General features: G+C 35.0%; 11 protein-coding genes and 1 pseudogene. 6 read left to right on the top strand and 6 right to left on the bottom strand.

From position 1 onward, the window contains the following. Positions 1-7: 7 nt before the first annotated feature. Both EV142_RS23140 and EV142_RS23135 read right to left on the bottom strand, forming a co-directional pair. Positions 8-2,170 carry an alpha-glucuronidase family glycosyl hydrolase gene (locus EV142_RS23140; protein ID WP_132038260.1) on the bottom strand — a complete coding sequence of 721 codons (2,163 nt, stop codon included), beginning with the start codon at positions 2,168-2,170 and terminating at the stop codon, positions 8-10. Between the two features lie 301 nt (positions 2,171-2,471). Next, complete coding sequence (locus tag EV142_RS23135) at positions 2,472-3,503, bottom strand: LacI family DNA-binding transcriptional regulator (RefSeq protein ID WP_132038259.1); 1,032 nt, start codon at positions 3,501-3,503, stop codon at positions 2,472-2,474. A gap of 234 nt (positions 3,504-3,737) precedes the next feature. Here EV142_RS23135 and EV142_RS24505 point away from each other — a divergent pair, with 234 nt between their 5' ends. From EV142_RS24505 to EV142_RS24495, 3 genes are read left to right on the top strand one after another with little or no spacing between them, the layout of a single operon-like run. Then, positions 3,738-4,976, top strand: coding sequence for a glycoside hydrolase family 3 protein (locus EV142_RS24505; protein ID WP_238698787.1), 1,239 nt, complete (start codon positions 3,738-3,740; stop codon positions 4,974-4,976). A gap of 18 nt (positions 4,977-4,994) precedes the next feature. Continuing rightward, a complete protein-coding gene (locus EV142_RS24500; RefSeq protein ID WP_238698788.1) occupies positions 4,995-5,420 on the top strand; it encodes a PA14 domain-containing protein in 426 nt (141 codons plus the stop codon). Further along, positions 5,381-6,364 carry a glycoside hydrolase family 3 C-terminal domain-containing protein gene (locus EV142_RS24495; RefSeq protein ID WP_238698789.1) on the top strand — a complete coding sequence of 328 codons (984 nt, stop codon included), beginning with the start codon at positions 5,381-5,383 and terminating at the stop codon, positions 6,362-6,364. Before EV142_RS24500 ends, EV142_RS24495 begins: the two co-directional genes overlap by 40 nt. Positions 6,365-6,577: 213 nt before the next feature. Here the strand turns inward: EV142_RS24495 and EV142_RS23125 are convergent, their stop codons facing one another. From EV142_RS23125 to EV142_RS23115, 3 genes and pseudogenes are all read right to left on the bottom strand, one after another. Continuing rightward, positions 6,578-6,844, bottom strand: coding sequence for an SDR family oxidoreductase (locus EV142_RS23125; protein WP_132038258.1), 267 nt, complete (start codon positions 6,842-6,844; stop codon positions 6,578-6,580). Between the two features lie 387 nt (positions 6,845-7,231). Continuing rightward, positions 7,232-7,909 (bottom strand): annotated as a pseudogene (locus EV142_RS24765) (IS1 family transposase). A 209-nt stretch (positions 7,910-8,118) separates the two neighbouring features. After that, positions 8,119-10,554, bottom strand: a complete 2,436-nt coding sequence (locus EV142_RS23115; protein ID WP_132038257.1) for a T9SS type A sorting domain-containing protein — start codon at positions 10,552-10,554, stop codon at positions 8,119-8,121. A 159-nt stretch (positions 10,555-10,713) separates the two neighbouring features. On the opposite strand from EV142_RS23115, the gene EV142_RS24280 reads away from it, so the two are divergent. Next, positions 10,714-10,887, top strand: coding sequence for a hypothetical protein (locus EV142_RS24280; RefSeq protein ID WP_194100262.1), 174 nt, complete (start codon positions 10,714-10,716; stop codon positions 10,885-10,887). Positions 10,888-11,416: 529 nt separating this feature from the next. On the opposite strand, the gene EV142_RS23110 is transcribed toward EV142_RS24280, so the two are convergent. Further along, on the bottom strand, positions 11,417-12,391 hold the full coding sequence (locus EV142_RS23110; RefSeq protein ID WP_132038256.1) for a fasciclin domain-containing protein: 975 nt from the start codon (positions 12,389-12,391) through the stop codon (positions 11,417-11,419). Between the two features lie 886 nt (positions 12,392-13,277). Here EV142_RS23110 and EV142_RS23105 point away from each other — a divergent pair. Together EV142_RS23105 and EV142_RS23100 are read left to right on the top strand one after the other, a co-directional pair. Further along, on the top strand, positions 13,278-16,274 hold the full coding sequence (locus tag EV142_RS23105) for a SusC/RagA family TonB-linked outer membrane protein (RefSeq protein WP_132038255.1): 2,997 nt from the start codon (positions 13,278-13,280) through the stop codon (positions 16,272-16,274). Positions 16,275-16,284: 10 nt separating this feature from the next. Then, positions 16,285-17,634: a RagB/SusD family nutrient uptake outer membrane protein gene (locus tag EV142_RS23100; protein WP_132038254.1), complete on the top strand. Its 1,350-nt coding sequence runs from the start codon at positions 16,285-16,287 to the stop codon at positions 17,632-17,634. Positions 17,635-17,722: the final 88 nt, after the last annotated feature.

Raw genomic sequence — 17,722 nt, 5'->3', positions numbered from 1 at the left:
TTGAATATTAATTTCCTGGTGCAAAAGGAAATTTCAATGATTTAAAATAGTCTAAAGACTGTGTTGCTTTTTCGACCCCTAAAGGTAATTCCCTTTCTGAGTATTGCTGAAAATAGAGCAAACATGCATCCCGCCACCATTTTGCTTCTTTATGCTGAATTTCCAGCAACATCTGAACCTCCGTAAAACGTTCATCATCAACATATTTTTGCGATTTATTCCAGACGTTTTTCATTGCTGCTACCTGATTTACGCCTTCCTGATATTTCAATGCCAAACCATTCCAAAGTGTCTGACCATTTTTTAATTTATAATCCCAGGAAACATGATGAAACCATAACAAATCCTTTTCAGGACAGGTTTCGAGATTATCAAACATTTTTTGAACTTCGGGAGCGTATTGTGCTGTAGCATTGGTTCCGGTTTTGGAGCGGTCGAAACCAATTCCGTTTTTATCGGCTTTGTGATAATAAACGGGATTCCATTCTGGTCTTGACAAATTTGAAACCCACGGCCCGGGACCGTAATGATGTCCCGTATCCATAATGTGATGCAAACCAAGCGGTGTCATATAACTTGCAACGGCTTCCCGTGATTGCATCATCATTTCTTTTACCGGTTTTATAAAATTTACATCGTTAGAAAAAGTGCATCGCAGCCATTCATCAGCAATGGTTTCCGAGTCTAAATACGGATTCCAGGCCAATCTTCCAAAGCCGTACCAATTTGCCTGCGCAAAGGGATGTCCCGTCCAGTTTAAATCATTCCCAATGTTAGAAACTCCGGCAATTCCGGTTAGTTTTGTTTTTGTTAAAGAACCGTCAATAACTTTAGCGACAGTTGTCCCTTTTCCTTTTTGATAGGTATCTGATTCTAAAACTTCGTGAAATAATTTGGGCAGAAAAACCAGATGTGTGCTAAAACCCAAATATTCCTGAGTGATTTGAAATTCCATCATCAAAGGTGTTTTTGGCATCGCGCCAAACATGGGATGAAAAGGTTCACGAGGCTGAAAATCAATTGCTCCGTTTTTTACCTGAACAATTACATTGTCTTTAAATTTTCCATCATAAGGCACAAATTCGGCGTAAGCCTGTTTGGCACGATCGTTTGCATCATGTTCAGAATAGACAAAAGCACGCCACATAATGACACCTCCAAAAGGGGCAACAGCATTGGCCAGCATATTGGCGCCATCTACGTGATCTCTGTTATAATTTTGCGGTCCGGGTTGTCCTTCTGAATTTGCTTTTACCAGAAACCCTCCAAAATCAGGAATTCTTTTATAAATTTCTTTGGCTTTATTTTCCCACCAGGTAATGACTTGCGTATCTTTGGGATCGGCTGTTTTTAAACCTCCAATTTCTATTGGTGCCGAAAATCGTGCGGTTAAATAGACTTTTATTCCGTATGGTCTGAAAACATTAGCCAAAGCTTCAACTTTTTCTAAATATTGAGGCGTCAGGATTAGAGCGTTTGCATTTACATTCGTTAAAACCGTTCCGTTAATCCCGATTGAGGCATTCGCCCTGGCATAATCGATATAGCGCTGATCGATAAAATCAGGCAATTTTTGCCAGTTCCATAACGAAAATCCGGCGTAACCCCGCTCTACAGTTCTGTCTAAATTATCCCAATGATTTAAGATTCTGATGTTTGTTATAGGTGAATCAGTAACGTTTAAATTTTTAATGGATTTGTGGGTTTGAATCAATCTCAGGAAATTGTAAACGCCATATAATACGCCAATATCTTTTTTTCCTGTAATGACAAGTTGTTTTTTGTTTTTTATCGAAATGGATTTAAGGATAAAACCTTCGTCATTTATTTGATCGAAATTCCCGATTTCCTTTTGAATTTCAGGAGTTAGAAATTCTTTTGAACCGATAATAATGTTATGATCTCCCGTAATTACTGAATTATTTTCAAATTTCTTTCCTAACATTTCCTCTAAACCTGATTGCAATTCTGTAAAGACAATTTTTACAGTCCCTGATTTTTCCAGAGAAACAATTTCTTTAATAGCAGCAAGGTATTCTGTTTTTAAATTGGCGTTAGCAACCTTATTGTATTGCAGCCATAATTTATAATCTTTTTGAGCTGATGAAGACCAGCAAACTATAAAAAATAGGGAGATAAATTGGAGAAGTTTATTTTTAAGATGTGCCATTTTGCTTTTCTATCAATTTAATATTAAAGTGCAAATCACAAATTCTATTCAAAATGATTATAATTAGCAAAAAAAGTGCTAAAAAATATAATTTTATAAAAAAATAAGCTAATTGCAATCGGTTGTGCTAAAATACAAAAATATGGGAATAAAAAAATAAAAATTGATTTTTTTAATTCTAATCATCTTATTTATAAATAGAAAATGAAATTCTCAGCAAAAGAATTATAAGAGAATTTGACATAAAAAAACCTGCCAATATTTAAATTAACAGGTTTACAGTATATTTAAAAAGAGAATATTATATTCTCCTGGAGGATTCACGTATAAGAACTTGTGTGTTTAAAAATGTAATTTCTTTAGCATCTTCTTCCTTCACCGATTTTAAATTTTTAATAATAAGTTCTGCTGCCGCTTTCCCCATTTTTTCGGCTGGATGCGTTATAGTAGAGATATTGGGTTCAATAATTTTAGAGATTGGATCGTCGTTAAAACCAATAACAGCAAACTCTTCCGGTATTTTAATTCCTCTTTTTTTAGCTGTCTGTACGGCACTTACAGCCAAAATATCTCCGGGCGCAAAAAGACCATCGGGACGCGTTTTTAAATCAAATAATTGATTACAGGCCTTTACCCCATCTTCATAAGTCATTTCCTTTAGATTTATAATGAGCTTATCGTCGATAGGAAGTTCGTGTTCTAATAAAGCATCGACATATCCCCTTTTTCGCTCATTATAAAGTGTACCAAATTCTGATCCCGCAGTTAAATGTGCAATTCTTTTACAGCCTTGTTCAATAAGATGTTTCGTTGCTTTGTAGCCCGCCAGGTAATTATTTATTACTACACGAAACGTATCATAATCTCTGGGAACTCTGTCTACAAATACAAGGGGAATATTATTATTAGAAAATTGTTTAAAATGAGATGTATCCTTCGTCTCCATGGCAAGAGAGCAGATCACTCCGCTTACTCTGTTACTATATAAAGATTTAGCCAGATTCACTTCCATTTCGTAGGAATCATGCGACTGCATAATAATAACTGAATATTCAGATTTTTGAGCCGTAATTTCGATACCACTGATTAAAGAAGACAAAAAAGGCTGTGTTATGGTTGGAATTAAAATACCAATAGTTTTTGATGTGTTGCCACGCAAACCTGCCGCCAGAGTATTGGGAACAAACCCCATTTCCTTCGCCGTCTGCTTAACTTTTTTAATGGTCTTATCACTAATAGTATGATGATCTTTTAAAGCCCTTGAAATCGTTGATGTCGCAAGATTAAGCTTCTCTGCAATATCATATATCGTTACATGTCTGTGTTCTTCCATCATTATAATACTAAGATCGTAAATGTAATTATTTTAATGATATATTAATACATTCTGTACGGATTTTGCATATTGCAAACCGCTAATTGGTTGCCTGATACAATATCCTTTTTTAAATATTTCACCAAACATAATTTTTTTATTTTAAAAAAAGTTATTTCTTTACACAATCGGTTGTTTTTTTTTACTTAAATTTATAATGCTGCATTTTTAATATTAAAAACTAAAAAGTTTATGAAATCACCAAAATCCAGATACCTTTTATTACTTTTTATCACCTGTTTTTGCTTTGGACAAGAAAAATCAGGAAAATTTTTATTTCAGGATCCTAACCTCTCTTTTGAAGAACGGGTAAATGATCTCGTGGGCCGATTGACACTGGAAGAAAAAGTGTCTCAAATGCTGAACTCAGCTCCTGCAATTCCTCGTTTGGGAATAATTGCCTATGACTGGTGGAATGAAACCTTACATGGTGTAGCCAGAACTCCCTTTAAAACAACAGTTTACCCGCAGGCCATTGCTATGGCGGCAACATTCGATAAAAATGCGCTTTTTAAAATGGCCGATTATTCAGCTTTAGAAGGAAGAGCGATTTATAATAAAGCCTTAGAATTAAACCGAACAAATGAGCGTTATATGGGACTTACCTATTGGACACCGAATATTAATATTTTTCGCGATCCACGCTGGGGACGCGGACAGGAAACCTATGGTGAAGATCCTTATCTAACGAGTATTTTGGGTGATTCATTTGTGAGAGGACTTCAGGGAGACGATCCTAAATATTTAAAAGCAGCGGCATGTGCCAAACATTATGCCGTACACAGCGGTCCGGAATCGTTGCGACATACCTTTGATGTTGACGTAACGCCTTATGAACTTTGGGATACTTATCTTCCTGCTTTTCAAAAATTAATAACAGACTCAAAAGTAGCGGGCGTGATGTGTGCTTACAATGCCTTTAGAACACAGCCGTGCTGCGCCAATGACGTTCTGATGACAGATATTTTACGTAATCAATGGAAATTTGATGGTTACGTAACCTCAGACTGCTGGGCAATTGACGACTTTTTTAAGAACCATAAAACGCACCCTGATGCCGAATCAGCGTCAGCAGATGCTGTTTTTCATGGCACTGATATTGACTGTGGTACAGATGCTTACAAAGCTTTGGTTCAGGCAGTGCAACATGGAAAAATCAGTGAAAAACAAATTGATATTTCTGTTAAAAGGCTCTTTATGATCCGTTTCAGACTCGGAATGTTTGATCCTGTTGCCATGGTTAAATATGCGCAGACACCTGCATCGGTTCTCGAAAGCCCTGAGCATGGTCAGCATGCGTTAAAAATGGCCAGAGAATCAATGGTTTTACTGCGCAATGAAAAAGATATATTGCCGCTGAGCAAAAAATTAAAAAAGATTGTTGTTCTTGGTCCCAATGCAGATAATGTTATTTCAATATTAGGAAATTAAAATGGAACTCCCAGTAAATTGACAACGGTTTTAAATGGCATCAAAGAAAAGCTGGGAAATAATACGGAAGTTGTTTATGAGCAAGCTATTAATTTTACCAATGATACTTTGTTAGTATATCAAAATCTAAAAAATCAATATCATTACGAAGGAAAAGCGGGGTTTAAAGCAGAATATTTTGACAATGTTGATTTGTCCGGAAATCCTGCTGCGGCACGAATTGAACCGGAAATTAATAACTTTTGGCAGGAAGGTGAAGCTGTTCTGAAAAACATTAAGGCCAATCATTTCTCAGCCCGTTATACTACAAATTTTACAGCAGACAATGATGGCTCGATTACATTTGAACTCAGCGCTGACGATGGCTACCGTTTTTTAATTGATGGAAAGGAAGTGATTAACGCATGGAAAAAAACAGATGGGGAGAAAAAACATTTCAATTAACTACCAAAAAAAATACAGTTTATAAGCTAGTTTTAGAATACTGGCAGGGCGAAGGAAAAGCAAACGTAGCCTTACGTACCGGAAATTTTGTAAAAACTGATTTTGCGAAATTAACAGACCGAAACAAAGATGCCGATACTTTTATATTTGTTGGCGGAATATCACCTCAGCTCGAAGGCGAAGAAATGCCGGTTAATTTTCCAGGCTTTTCTGGTGGTGACCGTACCTCTATCCTGCTTCCTGAAGTACAAACTCAATTAATGAAAGCGCTAAAAGTCTCAGGAAAACCAGTCGTTTTTGTAATGATGACAGGAAGTGCCATCGCAATTCCGTGGGAAGCAGAAAACATTCCTGCAGTGCTGAATGCGTGGTACGGAGGTCAGGCAACAGGAACTGCAGTCGCTGATATTCTATTTGGAGATTATAATCCGGCGGGCAGACTACCTGTAACTTTTTACAAAAGCGATTCAGACTTGCCTGCTTTTGTTGATTACAGCATGAACAACAAAACTTATCGCTATTTTAAGGCGAGTCCGCTTTTTGGTTTTGGCTATGGTTTGAGCTATACTTCTTTTAAATATGATCAATTAACTATTCCTTCTAAAATAAAAAAGAATGAAACTGTTCCGGTCTCGGTAAAAATAACCAATACCGGCAAAACAGAAGGCGAAGAAGTGGCCCAATTGTATATCATCAATCAGAATCCGGCTGTAAAAGCATCACTGAAAAGCCTAAAAGGATTTGAACGTTTTAATTTAAAACCAGGCGAAAGCAAGACCGTCACTTTTAATCTTTCTCCCGAAGACCTTTCTTATGTTACTTCCGAAGGAAATTTACAGCAATACGAAGGTAAAGTTAAGCTTGCTATTGGCGGTGCCCAGCCAGATGAAAAAAATCAAATGAAAAGTAACATCCTGTCTCAAATGATTCTGATAGAGAAATAAGCAGGCATAACATCATATTGAAAACTAATTTATAATTTCCAATTGCGTCCGCAATTAAGCTGGACGCAACACAAACTTATATTATCAATTGATAATCAATAAAAAGAGAATTCTATATCGCTTAAAGCATAAAAAACAATTGGACATAACTGCAATTTATACACGTCTCCCGTGAGATTCTTCAATTTTTGACCTTTAATTGGCATACTTTTGTTATTTGAAGATTGTTAATTCATAATTATTATAGCGTGTTAGCACACCGCCATCTACTCTTGTAACTGCTCCGTTGGTTGCTGAGGCTAAATTACTGCAGAGATACACTGCCATGTTAGCGATTTCAGAGGGATTAATAAAACGCTGCAGAAGTGAGGTTGGATTGGTATTTTGTATAATAAGTTCTTTCATTTTGGCCTCTGACAGATGCTGTGCCTTGGCAATCTGCGACACTACCTCCGCAACACCATCGGAATTGGAGTGCATACCGTTTTTGCCACAAAAAGTTAAGGCGGTTTTTAAAGATATTTCACCAATCTAAGTTTTGTGGCAGAATAGTGGCACATGAGTATTTTGAAAACTAGAAATCCAACAAAACCAAAGTCTGGCGAGTTTAGGTTCGAAACTGTATTAAGCTTAGGTTCGAAACTCTATATACGCTGTTTTTATTTTAGCTATTTTATTTTGTTAAAAGGTTCGAGTCCGTTCCCGCTACAAGATAAAAGTAAAAGGCTGAGAAATCTAGATTTCTCAGCCTTTTTTACGATTAGAAAAATCTTGTTTTATTTTTTTTTAATAAAATCAACCTGGTTTTAAAGGAAAGTTGGTTCAGGTACCGTTAAGTTAATCCCAAAACAAGTTAACTTACTAAACTTAAAACCAAAAGTAAATTTTTAAAATAGCAATCAAAACTACCAAACTTTCACTATAACAAATTGTTCGACGGTTTAGTCGTTTAAGATGAGTTCTGAGTGTCAAATTTTTCCTTTCAATATGATTGGTGCCGAAACGTTTTACAGAATATAATTTCTCGTCAATCAAATATCTGCAGTTTTTTAGTCTGTCTGTAAAGATTTTTTTCGCTTCTGATAATTTCAAAGTATCTAAAACACGACTGAGCGTTTTATTGGTTCGTTTTCCAACATTGAAATTTACAATATTTTTAGAATTCTTTTCCAAAGCATAAACCAGCCAGATAAAATTTCGTTAATGTCTTATGTAAGTACACAACTCATCAACTTCATAAGTTTTTCCTTTACTGATAATTGGTTTGGTGACATTTCTGATAATTGACACAATCCTTTTCAATAATGTTGTAGTTGATATTTTTAATATTCTTGCTGTACTTCTTATTCCTAAGCCTTCTTCCGTCAATTGAACGATACTTCCATCTATATGAGGTTTGTAAGCTCGGTAAGCATAATTTTCAACCCTTGTTTTCCTGCAAAACTGACAAATATATCTTTGATTACATGACTTTGTTTTTCCATATTTTATCATGTTTTTTATTTCACCAACACATCTGTAACACTTAGCCCGGTTTAAGTTCATTTTTTTCGATTTAAGACATTATAAAACTAAAAAACAACCCGAAGGTTGTTTAGTTTTTGACTGCGATAATACTATAAATAGTTGGTTTTCTGCGAATCTTAGATGATATAAATTAGTCACCAACACATTTGATACATTACCAAAACTAAGAGGTCGTCTTTTCAGACAACCTCTTAGTTTTTTAATCAACCAATTCAAAAAAGGTCTTTTTATTTTATAATTTTTACAATACCTGATTCTCCGTTGCTGGTTTTTACTTTTACCAATAATACACCATGTTGATTTGATAAATCATCAGAGAACAATGTCACAGTATTATTTGAAACCGTATACATATCTTGCTTTATCAATTTCCCTAATAAATCATAAACCTGAATATTAACCCGAGTTCCGTTTGTATAATCAGGCAGTTCTAATACCACATAATCTTTCATTGGATTAGGATGCGCTTTTACAGAGAATATCTGAGTATCATTCTTAAATTCGTTATCAGAAATCCCAAGATTTGCATCGTTGTCGGTGTAAACAATTCCTCTTCCTACGGTACTCATATAAACCCTGCCAAAAGTATTCATATCACCAATTACAAAATTACCATTTCCTGTTCCGCCAAACTCATAAGCATCATCATTTATACGAAGCCATGTAACACCTTCATCAATAGAACGAAACACACCGGTAACTCCATTTACTGTTCCCCAAATATATATAGAAGGATATGTTTTTCCTGGAGCTGCTTTACCAATACCTATAGCTGACGCAGCTGTTACATTTGCTGAAGGAACAACAAAAGTAAGACCACCATCAATTGAACGTTTTAAACCGCCGCCATTCATTGCAATCCACATGTGTCCTCCATTACCCGGAACAGTTCGAATTAATTGTGAACCTCCTGAACCGGCATTACCTGCAGAAGCAAAATTTACCCCTCCATCAGTACTAATCATCATTAATCCTGTTGATTGATCATAAACATAAAACTTATTATTGGTTACCTGATCAGAAACCGGGATTGCATCACTAACACTTATACCTTTACAGGTTGTCCATGTAGTTCCGTTATCAACAGAACGATATGTACTTTTTGAACCGGCAGGACAATGCAAAATGGTATTACCATCATAAGACAAGCCTGCCCTGCCTTTTTGTCCCATTAAGCCCGATGTAGTTTTGGTCCATGTCGCACCTTGATTTCCAGAATAATACATAAACTCCCCTAACCTCACAATTTTGTTTGTGTTTCCTGCAGCATACGAAATAGAAGTTGAAGTACCCATAGCTGGAGCATGTTGCGGAGCAAAAACAGTTACATCTGTATGTTTAAATCCGTCAAAGTCCCCAATTACACTCATTAACGGACCAGATGGAATACTTATTAAATCTAAAGGAACTGATTCTTCAATACCGATTGCATCAAATTTCCAGGTAGTTTTAACTGCATTAATATCATCGCAAGTAAAAAGCCCGTTTCCTGAAACAATACTTGCCTGAGCTGTATTTGCCGGGTTAAATTTAAAATCTGTTGCCCAGTGTATTGACTGACCGGTAACCCATGTACAGCCATTAGTTTCAAAAGAAAATCCGGAATTACCAACTAAATCCCTCCAATTAGTTCCTCCGTCTGTACTTACATAAAAATGATCACCATATACAGCTTTCCCCCCAGAAGTGGTATATTGGAACGACCATGTGTTTGTCGTTGAAGCGATTAATCGTTGTGGATTTGCCGGATCTACATCAATACCTCCAAACGGCCTTGTAATACCAGCCGGCGTAATATCTGTAAAAATTCCTGTACTGCTTAATTTTGATATTTTTCCTTGGGTTCCGTTCCATGGTCCTTCCAAGTCAGCATAAGTAATCAATAAAGATCGATTTGAATCTAAAACAGCACGCTGCGGCATATAAGATGTTATGGCTCCTGAAACAGCAGTCCAGCTAATTCCGCCATCAAGACTTTTGTATAGATTAGAGGCTCCAACTTGTGAAACCCCCGCATAAATAGTTTGTGTTTTACCTCCTGAAACCGAAGCCGGATCCAAAACAACAAAACATACCCCATTTGCATTTGAAGTTGTCGTAACTGGAAAACCCGACAACTTATTCCAAGTCAAACCGGCATCAATACTTTGAAAAATACCATTGTTTCTTGTTCCGCAATAAATAATATTCGAATTATTTGGATCAACAGCTAAACGTTCACCATTCGAACGCCCCATACCATTACCGTGTGATTTAAATTTAGAAGTCACTTCAATTTCAGTAAATGTATTTCCTTTATTTGTGGATTTTAAAATAGCCGTTTTTCCATTATTAAAATAACTGGTTCCAACCAATAAGTAGACCACATTATTATTTTGTGGATCTATTGCCAATGATTCAACGCCAAAATAACCAACCTGATTTATACTTAGCCAATCCAGCAAAGAGATCCATTTTTTATTCGCAGCATCCCATCTGTAAGCACCGCCAACATCAGTTCTGGCATATTTTAAATCTGCATCATTTTTACTGGTAATTATTCCAGAGACAAAACCCACTCCACCTATCTGAACATTCTTCCATACATTTTGTGTTTTTCCTGACAAGGAAGCCAGAAGCAATAAAAAAAGTAAAAAATAGTTTTTCTTCATTTTAGTAATCATCTAAATTATGGTTTAAGTAAATTCTTAGATCAAAAATATTCTCAATTGACTATCGAAAATATTTCATCCTAACTTATGGTTAAATCGACAACAAGTATACATTTTTATTTTTTAAATAAAAAGAACATTCAAAAACGTAACAATTAAAAAATATAATTTATGCATTTATCAGAGCAAAACTTATATTTTCAAAAATGGATTACAGTAACGAATTCACGGTTCAAAGCTTTACCCTTATTTGAAGAATATTTACGGGTGGGATATTATCCTTTCTATCAGGAAAACTCTAATTTGTATTATAAGCAACTACAGGAAGTAATCAATATGGAATGAGAATGAAATTTACTCCCCTTAACGGAATTTTTGGTCTTAAACACTGGAATACTCTGGAGATACGTTATGGTCATTATACTAGAACTACTAATATGACATCCGACATTATTAACATTAAGTATAAATAGTCAAAACTAAATTAAAATTAACTTTATAAAAAAAAACCACCAAAGACAATGGCTCTTGGTGGTTTATACTTTTTAGGGAATGGTAAGAGTATTTAACCTAATAGCATTTCAATTTCATCTAAAAGGTAAAGCTAAGCTTAAAATATACTGCTTGCAAAATAATAGACTTTGGATAACAATGACCTTTGGTATTCATTTTTCGATGGGTTTAAAATTATAAAGATAAAGTTATTCCCAAATGCGACAGAACCATTGAACCTCCAAAAATGATTTCTCCCTTTTTTCATCCCAATTGATGCTAAAAAAGCGATTAAGAAAAATAAACTTTAACTTAATCGCTTTATTAAAAAAGATTCAAATTTTACTTTTTGATACCCGCTTGAAATACAGTTTTACTGTAATTAAAATTTAGGCAATAAAACTTTGTCAATTGCATGAATTATTCCATTTGAACATTGCACATCTGTAGCAACAATATTACTTACTCTGCCGCTTGCATCTGTAATTTTTGCGCCGCCAGTCAGGCCAATTGTAAAGTTTTGTGCTGCAAAAGTACTTACAACCTGCCCGTTTGTTAAAGCTGATTGCACATTTGCCCCGGCAACAACATGGTATTTTAAAGTTGTTTCCAGAACATTTGCCGGAATAGCAGCAAGTCCTGAAAATCCAGTCTCAGTTAAAAAACTGGTAAAAGCCGCATTTGTAGGAGCAAAAACAGTAAAAGGTGAGCTGGCTGTTCCCGATAATATGCCTGCAAAACCCGATGCAGGATTATAGGTCAGGGCCGCTACCAGAGTTGTAAAATTCTTATTGGCAATGGCATGATTCACAATAGTAGGAAGTCCAATAACGCCGTCAACAATATGAATGACTCCGTTCGAGGCTTCAATGTCTGCAGTTGTTACTGTACCACCCCCATTCGTTTTTCCTCCATTAATATCAACAGCTGTACCTTTTTCAATATACATACTGATTGTATTTGTAGCGGATGCGCCTCCCTTGGCTAAAGTTTTAACATAACCAGTTGTAATTTCAGTTGATTTGACTTTTGTACTTAAAACATGATTGAGTAATATTTCATTTAAAGCCGCTACAGGGACTGCATCAAGATTAGCATAACCTTTAGCAGACAAAAAAGCACTAAAAGCCGTATTAGTAGGTGCAAAAACGGTATAAGAACCGGAGGAATTTAATGTGGCAGTGAGACCTGCTTTTTCCAAAGCAGCAACCAAAGAGCTAAGATTAGGGTTTGCTTTAGCAATTGATGCGATTGTTTGAGGTTGTTGTGATGGGGTATCATCATCATTGTTACATGAAATACTAACTAAAGCAATTAAAGCTAAAAAAATAAGTAATTTAATTTTGATTGTTTTCATAAGATATTTTTTATAATTTATATCGCTAAGTTAATTAATTTTGTTTAACTAAATTTCAAAAAAATTAAACAAAATAAAATTTTAACCTTTTTTTACAATTTTCATACCTGACTAAATTTCAGTTACTTGTATAAAAATAAAAGAAGATCATAATTAAATAAGGGGGGTAAAAGAATAGAAAATGAAGACAAAACAATAAATCAATAAGAGAATAAAATGTATAAAATAGTTGTTGATGATAAGCTTTTCATAATAATTAAAAAATGCAGAGTTATATTCTTCAATTATAGTCTGCACAGAATTTTCAAGCTTTTTAATTTCCTTAAGAGCTGATACAGAGTAGCAGTAATCAAACGCCTGAATACAAATCACATGATTAAATATATCTTATCAAAAAACACAAACTAATCAATATAAATCAGACAATTAATCAAATAAGTGAAAATTATTTAAAAAAATAACATATATTTTTTTGCTGTTTCACTTTTTTTTATACTTTTATGATCTAATAATATCCTTTCTGGTTTTGAAAAGAAAAAACAAAATAATAGCGACAAAATCTCTTTCCTTAAGAGGCCTTCAGCCAATCTTTAATTGCTGAAGATAAAATTCTAAACTTAAACTCACTACTTTGAGTTTTTAGTTACAGAATCGAATTCGTATTATTTTATTTCTTACCAAAAAAACTATGAACCTAACCAATCTATCGCTGTACATAATTGATTGTAAATCTTTTTATCTAAAAGGTCTGCAACCAATTTTTAATTGTTAAACTACATTTTATAATCGTTAATAAATTTCATTAGTATCAATACTTCCCCTATTTCATTTGGTTTAGTAAAGTATACTTATTTATCTCTTGTATAAAAATTTAAACCTTTATAAAATGAAATTCAATAGCAGTATAACATTGTTTTTAGTACTCTTTTGTTGTACATCAACATACGCCCAAAAAACCATTACCGGAACTGTTTTAGAAAAAGAATCTAATCAACCGATGGTTGGGGTAAATATAATTGCAACTAATTCTAATAATAGCACCGTAACTGATTTTGACGGGAAATTTAAATTAGAAATCCCGGCCAACAGCACAACAATTGAGGCCTCCTATGTAGGTCTTAAAACCGTAAAAATTCCTTTAACAAACAATAGCAATTATACAGTCTACCTAAAACAGGGGCAGGACCTGGATGAAGTAGTCATTATTGGGTATGGAACACAAGCTAAAAAAGATGTAAGTTCCAGTATTCAAACTATAAAAACAAAAGATTTACCTCAATCAACATCCTCGAGTTTTGAAAATGCCCTGCAAGGTCAAACACCCGGCGTAAATATCAGTTCCTCATCAGCAACACCCGGTAGTGCTATAAATATCAACATTCGAGGAATCTCCTCTATTTCTGCAAGTAGTCAGCCCTTGTTTATTATTGATGGAGTTCCACTGGTTTCCAGAAATAATTCTTCACTGAACGCAAATATTCAACCGGTAAATCCACTGGCAGATATTAACCCAAGCGATATTGAGTCTTTAACTATTTTGAAAGATGCTGCCGCGGCAGCTATTTACGGATCAAGAGGAGCAAATGGTGTGATATTAATTACTACAAAAACAGGGAAATTAGGAAAAAGCACCTTTGACGTAAATTATTATACGGCACTCTCAGAAATTACAAACTATCCTAAAATGGCAAGTAGTGAGAATTTTAAAAGCTTCTTTAATACTGCCGCAGAATTTGATGGTCTTGGAAAAGACTACTTTGACTGGATTGATACTTCAAAAGGCGTAAATACAAATATTTTTGAAGAAATTTTCAGAGTGGGCATCACACAAAATCTTGATATTAGCCTAAAAGGCGGTTCTGAAAAAACTAAATTCTTTGTAAGCGGAAATTATTATAACCAGGAAGGAATTCAAATTGGACAAGGATTCAAAAGGCTTAGTACCCGGGTAAATCTTGATCACGAAATCAACGATGCCTTCAGGATCGGAACTACATTTTTTGTCAATCGCAGTAATCATCAGAGAACAATTGGAGAGAATGACGAATATGGTGTCGTAATCAATGCGCAAGGTTGGGATCCTACAGCACCGCTATATCAGGAAAATGGAGATTACACCAATCCTTTCAAATACAATACCTGGTGGCCCCTTGAGAATCCTGTATTAATTGCCAACCAATATAAAAATACTTCTCAATCTACGCGTTTGCAAGGTTCTAATTTTGTAGAGTGGAAAATAATTCCGGATTTAAAATTTAAAACAGCCCTATCACTAGAGTATTCCAATTTTGTAGAAGACTCTTTTGTGCCGCCGGGAACCAATAAATCTAAAACCGGTGAAGCTATCTATGCAACCTATGAAGAAACCAGCTGGCAGATGGAAAACACCTTAAATTACACTAAAAAATTTGGAGAAAAACATGATTTTGGAGCCATTCTTGGCTGGACATTACAAGAAACAAAAGCTAAATTTTCTGATCAGTCCGGGGTTGGTTTCGCCACTAACAATTCTTCCAGTATTTCTGCTGCAAGTACGATAATTGCAAGTTCATCAGGAAAAAACCAATATGGTCTGCAATCCTTTTTTGGCCGTGCAAACTATGTTTACAATGACAAATATATTGCATCTTTTACTTTAAGAGCAGACGGATCATCCCGTTTTGGAGAAAATAATCAGTATGGTTACTTCCCTTCCGGATCATTGGCATGGAGAGTAAACAAGGAAGGTTTCTTTAAAATTAATGCAATATCCGACTTCAAAATCAGAACTAGCTACGGAGTTACAGGCAATCAGGAAATAAGTTCAAACTGGACAGGTACTTATACTTTGAATGCTAATTATAATGGTACACCGGGAATCGCACCAAATCGTTTAGAAAACCCTGATTTAGGCTGGGAAAAAACAAAACAATTTAATATAGGTGTGGATTTGGGCTTATTTAAAAACCGAATTAATCTGACCGTTGATTATTTTAATAAGCAAACAGATGATCTCTTGTTACAATCTAAAGTATCGGGACTTACAGGATTTGGAAACGTATTTCAAAACATTGGTGCCATAGAGAACAAAGGTTTTGAATTTAGTTTAAATGCAAGCATTATTAATGGCGAGAATTTTAAATGGAACAGCGGATTCAATCTTTCACTACTGGACAATAAAATTACAAGTCTTTTAAATGATGGAGAAATTATGGGGCGTAATCATATTTTAAAAGAAGGTCAGGCAACAAGCACTTTATATTTAATTAAATTTTTAGGTGTTAACCCTCAAAACGGTGATGCCATATTTGATGACATAAACAAAGACGGAATCATCAACTTTGATGACAGACAAATTGTTGGAGGAGCCGTACCAACCTATTTCGGTGGATGGACAAATAATGTTACCTATAAAAATTTTACTTTGACAGCTAATTTTCAGTTTTCCGGCGGCAACAAAATTTTTAACCAAAGCAGACACGTGTATGAAAATTTTGGTTTAACCAAAAGCGATATTCCATATGCCAATATCAGCCAAAGAGTATATGACAATTACTGGAGAGAGCCGGGACAAATTACAGATGTACCAAGACCATCTACAGGATCGACGCAAATGCAGCGATTTAGTACTCAATTCCTGGAAGATGGTGATTATGTTCGTCTAAAAACCTTAAGTCTTGCTTACAAATTGCCTGCTACCTTTATAAAAACAATTGGCCTCAACAATTTATCATTGTACGTACAGGCTCAAAATTTATTTACAATTACAGATTATTTAGGCTTTGATCCGGAAATTTCTACCAACACTGCAAGTCAGGAAGACCTTAATATTTTACAAGGTGAAGATTTTGGAACCCTTGGCCAGGCCCGTACTTTCACAATAGGATTAAACACAACATTTTAAAATCTAAATCATGAAAAAAATATATATTCCATTTTTGCTATGTGGTTTACTCCTCATTTCTGCAACAAGTTGTGATGATGTACTTGAAACCAAACTAGATGATGAAATTCGCTCCGAACAAGCCATAACAGATTTAATTTCTCTAAAATCTGCAGTAGTTGGCCTCTATGACAAGATGCAAAGCGGTACTTATTATGGCGGCGAATTTATTCTGGCCCAGGAATTAACCGGAGGTATTGCCGATGCCACAGGTTTTCAGGAACGTTTTTCCCAATTAGACAAAGCAATTGTACCTACTTCTAATACCTATATTCAAAATAATTGGGTAGATGTTTATGCCTTGGTAAATGCAAGTAATTTGATTCTGAGCCAGATGGAAGAACTAAATCTTGTGGATAATGATTCAAAAGGAAACGCTTTATTTTTCAGAGCTTTAGGACATTTTGATGCCTTGAGGCAATTTGGAGAATTTACAAAACCCAATTCAAAATTTGGCATTCCGGTTTCCACACAATTTCTTGATGCTAAAACCGCATTGTTACTACCGCGATCATCCGTTGCAGCTTCGTATCAGCAAATTATTAACGATCTTACGCTGGCACAAACTTTATTAAAAAATAATGCCAATAGATTTTTAGTTTCCAAAACAGCTGTTGAGGCTTTGCTGGCAAGAGTATATCTGTACAAAGGAGATTATGACAATGCTATTCTGTATGCGACAAAAGTAATTTCTAATAGCAGCTATCAATTAAATGCCAGATACAATGATATTTATGATACAGAAGGGTCAGGTGAAGCTATTTTTGAATTGCAATTTCTAGGAATTGACGGTAACAGTTTAACTGAATTTTTATCGATATCACCACCAGAAGTTTCTGCAAATTTTAACAGTTATTTCAAGCCTATGAGTATGGATAATGACCCAAGAGCTAATCTTTATTATAATTCCGGCAAAGTAGTTTTTGTTGAAAAATACGGATCGCGCGATAGCGAAATTGATGCCAATGCCATTATTATCAAACTTTCTGAAATATATCTTATCAGAGCCGAAGCACTGGCAAGAAAAAATCAGACAGATCTGACGACTGCTTTAATTGATTTAAATGTAGTTAGAGCCAGAGCGTTACCGGCAAAACCTATCCTTCTGACTGACGTTCCTGATTTTGATTCGTTTGTTACTATTCTTTTAAGCGAAAGAGCGAGAGAATTAGGTTTTGAAGGGCATCGCTGGTTTGATGTTGTACGACTAAACAAAGCGCAAACCATTTTAGGTATTGATACGTTTAGAAATGTTTATCCTATACCCCAAAACGAAATAACGGTATCGAAGGGAATGATAGAACAAAATCCCGGATACTAAAATACACAAAACTGAGGCTACCGATCTGACCTCTATTATTCACAATGCTTAAATCGGTAGTCTCTATTTTATCTTACTATTTAAAATA

It is taken from the genome of Flavobacterium circumlabens (genome assembly GCF_004345565.1).
GTDB classification, from domain to species: Bacteria; Bacteroidota; Bacteroidia; order Flavobacteriales; family Flavobacteriaceae; genus Flavobacterium; species Flavobacterium circumlabens.
Note: the sequence above shows the minus strand (reverse complement) of the source record. Positions and strands in the feature narration are given on the sequence as shown.